The 5087-nt window shown below is 65.7% G+C and carries 5 protein-coding genes; 3 read left to right on the top strand and 2 right to left on the bottom strand.

Features of this window, described 5'->3' with window-relative positions; genetic code table 11:
- Positions 1 to 157: 157 nt before the first annotated feature.
- On the top strand, positions 158 to 1021 hold the full coding sequence (locus tag BJQ90_RS09150) for an HNH endonuclease (RefSeq protein WP_226759977.1): 864 nt from the start codon (positions 158 to 160) through the stop codon (positions 1019 to 1021).
- A 66-nt stretch (positions 1022 to 1087) separates the two neighbouring features.
- Here BJQ90_RS09150 and BJQ90_RS09145 read toward each other — a convergent pair whose 3' ends face one another.
- Positions 1088 to 2464, bottom strand: coding sequence for a phenylacetate--CoA ligase family protein (locus BJQ90_RS09145; protein ID WP_226759976.1), 1377 nt, complete (start codon positions 2462 to 2464; stop codon positions 1088 to 1090).
- 249 nt (positions 2465 to 2713) lie between these two features.
- Between BJQ90_RS09145 and BJQ90_RS09140 the strand changes: the two genes are divergently transcribed.
- Positions 2714 to 4150, top strand: coding sequence for a flotillin family protein (locus BJQ90_RS09140; protein ID WP_226759975.1), 1437 nt, complete (start codon positions 2714 to 2716; stop codon positions 4148 to 4150).
- Positions 4150 to 4398, top strand: a complete 249-nt coding sequence (locus BJQ90_RS09135) for a hypothetical protein (RefSeq protein ID WP_226759978.1) — start codon at positions 4150 to 4152, stop codon at positions 4396 to 4398. Before BJQ90_RS09140 ends, BJQ90_RS09135 begins: the two co-directional genes overlap by 1 nt.
- Here the strand turns inward: BJQ90_RS09135 and BJQ90_RS09130 are convergent.
- Positions 4395 to 4574 (bottom strand): hypothetical protein, encoded by a 180-nt coding sequence (locus BJQ90_RS09130; RefSeq protein ID WP_226759974.1) that lies wholly within the window; start codon positions 4572 to 4574, stop codon positions 4395 to 4397. The two genes, BJQ90_RS09135 and BJQ90_RS09130, sit on opposite strands and share 4 nt — an antisense overlap.
- Between the last annotated feature and the right edge of the window lie 513 nt (positions 4575 to 5087).

Here is a 5087-nt window from a genome sequence, read left to right as displayed (position 1 = left end):
CCCGCACCCATTCACCACAAATGGCCGCTATTCACCCACCCGCCCGCGCCCAGTCACCACAAGTGGCCGCTATTCACCCCCGTTTAGCGGCCACTTGCGTCCAATCGCCGAATCGCAGGCTGCCACTCGCACGGACCACTCCTGCGAGAATGGCCAGATGACCGCCATCATCCTGGGCTGGAACCCGGACCGCTGGAATGACTGGAACTACGCCGATGTCGTTGAGCGCGTCGCCGCGACCGGCCTGCACCTCGAGCGGTGGAGCGTGGGCCGCCACCGGAACATCAGCGCGGGCACGGACGCGTGGCTGCTCCTGCAGGGAGACCACGGCCGGGGACTGATCGGCCACGGCGTCGTAGTCTCGGAGCAGCCTGAACCCGGGCCGCATTATGCCGAACCAGGGAAAACCGCGATGTACGTGCAGGTAGCCTTCGACATACTCCTTCCCAGGGGCGACCAGATACTCCCCGAAATTCTCAAGGAAGTCGCGCCCGCGGTCCCATGGGGCAGCGTGTTCGGCTCAGGACACGCTGTCGAACCGTCCCAAGAGGCCAATATCCGCGCCTTGTGGAGTACCTTCGGGCCCTCACAAGGCCCAGATCCAACGGAGGCTGTCCCCGGGACCTATCCAGAAGGGGCGGTCGTCAGGGTTGAGGTCAACAGCTACGAACGCAGCCCGGAGGCCCGGCGCGCCTGCATCGCCTACCACGGCACTAACTGCGCGGCGTGCGGTTTTTCCTTCGAATTGGCCTATGGCGGGATCGGCAAGGGCTTTATTCACATCCACCATGTCGTTCCGGTGTCCCAGCTCGGCAGCGACTACCAACTCGATCCCATCACCGACCTCGTCCCGCTCTGCGCCAACTGCCACGCCATGGCCCACCAGGGGGTGAGCACGCCGCGGACCGTGGCCGAGCTGCGCCGGATCATCGCCGAGGCCGGGTTCCTCCGTGGATCCACAGTCACTGACAAACAGCTCGAGGCCCAGCGGCAGGCCCGGGAACTTCTGGGGCCGCGCTAGGTCCGCCCCGGCATGGCCGCTTGACCGGGGCATCCATCCCCGTGTCGTCCAGGCCGCCGCACGCCCTCAGAACGACCAGACCTGCCGGAACTTGCCGCCGCGGTCGGGGCGGGGAGGCTCATCGGCATGTTCGATGGCAACTGTTCCGGTCCCTTGGGCGGCGAAAAAGCTGCCCAGCCGCTCCTCAACTGATTTCTGCACCTGTGCCCTGTCGGCGCCCGGTGCAACCTCCAGCCGCAGGCGCACGGCCGCCGGCCCGGTCCGGATCGCCTGGAACCGGCGTACTCCGGCGGTCTCCTCGATCACCGTGCCCAGTGCCAGCGGCAGGATCGTGACTCGACCGTCAGGCGTCCCGAAGGACAGCAAGTCCCCGGAACGGCCTTCGATTTTCACTGCCGGAAATGGACTGCCGCATGGGCACGGGGCTGTTGCAAGCGTGACCCGGTCTCCGAGGTCGTAGCGGATTATGGGCTGCACCCGGTTGGCCAGGTTGGTGACCAGTACCGTGTGGGAGGTGACGCCGTCGGGGACCGGCTGGTAGTCCGCGTCCACCGGCTCGAGGATGTACCAGTCAGAATTGACGTGGAATGCGCCATAACGGCACTGGCTGGTCAGGGCCGGGACTTCCGAGGAAAGATAGCGTTCGGTGATCCTGCAGCCGAGCGCCGCCTCGATCTTGGCGCGTCCGGCGGAGGACAGGTTCTCGCCGGAACTGATGGCCAGGACGGGACGGATCCGTAACCGCCCGGCCTTTTGCTCCGCGGCCAGCTGCAGCATCGCGCTCGGATAGCCGTAAAGCACCGTGGGCTGGAAGTCGTTGAGCTCCTGCACAAGATCTGCGAGAGGCCTCAGCACGGAGAAGACCCGGACCCGCCGGGCGATGGCGGGGCTGCGGCGCCGGGCGGATTCCGTCAAGACCACGCCCGCGAAGTGGCCGCCTCCCGCGACGAGGGCCGCAGCCCGCAGCCCACGGCGCAGAAACGCCCGCACTTCTGCAGCCCGGACCAGGGTCCGGCGCTCGCGAACCCGCACCACGAGATTGACCACCACCCATGAGAGCCGGTCGTGGACCAGGATGGCCGGCTCCCCGGTGGTGCCGGACGTGGTCACCACCAGATACTTGCCGCGATAGGACCTCCCAAGCAGGGATAGGTCAGATATCAGCTCGGACTTCAGCTTCGCCAAGGTGACGTGCGGGTCTGTCACCCAGTCGTCAAAGTTCGCCATCAGTTCCCTTTTGCCTACGCGGGGAAGCTGATGCAGATCCGTGACGCGCTCCGGCACGTCCCGGTACAGGCGGCGGTAGTAGGGCGAAGCGGACCGGGCAAACTCTACGAGCTCCGAGAGCCGGGCGTGCTGGCGGCGGGCGATCCCTTCGGGGCCTCCCCGCTCAGCCCGCCAGACGTCCCACGCGATTCCGATCGCTGCGGATCCGACACGCATCGCGAATCCCTCCCCGGGACAGCACCATGGTCCCCTCGCCACCCTTCCACGTCGGCGCGGTCCGCAACAGGGGCTTTTGTCCCCGCATCATCTAATCGCTGGACTTTACGTCGGGGGGCGCATCAGACTGTGTAGAACAGCTGGATTGGCGGCCCCGCACTTCCGCATTCGCGTCCGGCCGGGTTCTATCGGCGGAACGGTTGGGGGCCGTGCCGCACCACCTTTTCCAGCATCGTGAAAGGACCTGGTATGCCGGATTTTTCAGCCTTCGCCCCGCTGCTTGCCGTGCTCATCGGAGCGGCCGTAGTCATCGCCGTTATTTGGCTGACCACCAAACTGATGTGGAAGGTGGCTGAACCCAATGAGGCCCTCATCATCTCGGGCCTGACGCGGGGAACCCTGGAAACCAGGGAGGGAATGGACTTCAAGATCGTCACCGGCAAGGGCGCGCTGGTGTTTCCGGGGCTGCAGACCGTCAGGACCCTGTCCCTGACCCTCAACGAAACCGAGCTCAAAGTTTCCTGCGTGACATCGCAGGGCATCCAGGTGATCGTCGAAGGTGTTGTTATCTACAAGATCGGGGACGCCCCGCCGTTCATCGCCAACGCCGCGCGGCGTTTCCTCGGCCAGCAGCCGAAAATGGAAAGCCAGGTCTACAACGTTTTCGAGGGGCATCTGCGCTCGATCATCGGCAGCATGACCATGGAAGAAATCATCCGCGAGCGCGACAAGCTTGGTTCACAGGTCCGCAGCGCCAGCGGTGTGGAAATGGAAAAGCTCGGACTGGTGGTCGATTCGCTCCAGATCAAGGACCTGCAGGATCCCACCGGCTACATCGAGAACATCGCCAAGCCCCACATCGCCCAGGTCAAGATGGAGGCGCGCATCGCCGAGGCCACCCGGAACCGCGAGGCCGCAGAAAAGGAAGCCGAAGCGGAGGCGCTGATCGCGGACGCACAGAGTATCTCGGCCATCCGGCAATCCGAGGCACAGGCCAACGCCGAACGGGCCAAGGCGCAGGCCGCCCAGGCGGGCCCCCTCGCCGACGCGACGGCGCGCCAGCAGGTGGTGGTCCAGGAGACGGAAGTGGCCAAGCTGGAGGCGGACCGGGAAGAACAAAAACTGCAGACCACCGTCCGGAAGCCCGCCGATGCCAAGGCCTATGCCAAGCGCACCGACGCCGAGGGCCAGAAATCCGCAGACATCAGCGCCGCTGAGGCGCTGGCGCGACGCACGGAACTCGAAGCTGAGGTCAATGCCAGGCGCACGGAACTGCAGGCCAACGCCAATGCCACGGCGGCGGCAGCAGCCGCCGGGGCCACCCGCGTGACCGGCGAGGCGGAGGCGGCGGCCACCAAGGCCCGCGGCGATGCTGCTGCCTCGGCGATCAAGGCCAAGGCGTTGGCCGAGGCGGACGGCATCAAGGCACGCGCCGAGGCCCTCGGCACCAACCAGGAGGCCGTTATTTCGCAGCAGTTGGCCGAGAACATGCCGGCCATCATCGCGGCAGCAGCGGAGCCCTTCGCCCACGTGGGCCAGTTGACCGTCCTCAACGGCGGGGAAGGCGTCAACCGCATGATCGGCGGAATCCTGGCCCAGGTGGGAGACTATCTCCCTGCCCTCAGGACCGCTCTGAGGAACGGCCGGGGGGATTCAAAGGGGCCCGCGAAAGCTCCGGATGCGTGATGCACAAGGACGTTGACCGCAGCCTCACCGGCAGGATCGGACGGGTTACCGGACGCATCGCGCCGGGCACCATCGGCGAAGTCATGCTGCCGTTCCGTGGCGGAACAAGCGCCTTCCACGCCCACCCGTTCGACAAGGCCAGTGTCTTCCCGGTGGGCGAGGAGGTCATGGTCATCTACTACGAGCCGCCACAAACTGTCTTCGTCGATGAGCTGCCGGACGTCCTGAGGAAGGACACCCGCGGCTAGCTGCGCCACTCCGAGTACGGCACGCTCGGCTGGTCGCCCGCCATCCAGGGACGCTCCGAGGCCTCCCGCGGGTTTGGACCGCGCCCGTTGCGCAGGACCATCACCACAGTGCCGATCACACCCAGCAGCACGATGATGGCCACCAGGATCAGGAAGACGACAATCGACCCGGACATTTCTGAATCACCCCTGGCTCCAATTTTACGGCGGATTTGTTGGCCGGGATCGGGCGAAGCCTGCGTCCATTTGCCGAATCTGGCCGCTATGGGTTCCGGTTTAGCGGCCGTTCTTGGCGAATAGACACCCATGCCCTCGAGGACCGGAGGCCGCAGTGGGGCAGTGCCATCCATTTGCCGCAAAGGGTCGCTTAGGGGGTGGCATAGCGGCCATCCCTGGCAAATCGTGCGTCTTTAGGTGTCCGGCAGATCAGCAAGCCTACGTTGACGCCTATTCTGCACTCACGCGAGGCGCCCGGGGACTTTCTCCAGGACTTGGCCAGGCCGCGGACCAGCCCCTCGTGGACATGTTCATTTTTCGCTGCCACGAGCGCGCATATGGGCAATATGTCCCGCCCTGAACCCCGTCACGGACAGGTCCCGTCTGGGCATGCTCATTTTCCGTTGCAGCGAGCGAGCATATGGGCACTGTGTCCACTCCTGAGCCCGGCGGGAGGGCATGCCCAGTGGGCG

Origin of the sequence: Arthrobacter sp. SO3 (assembly GCF_020532825.1) — a bacterium.
Classification (GTDB): Bacteria; Actinomycetota; Actinomycetes; order Actinomycetales; family Micrococcaceae; genus Arthrobacter.
This window is presented reverse-complemented; position numbering and strand designations above follow the sequence as displayed.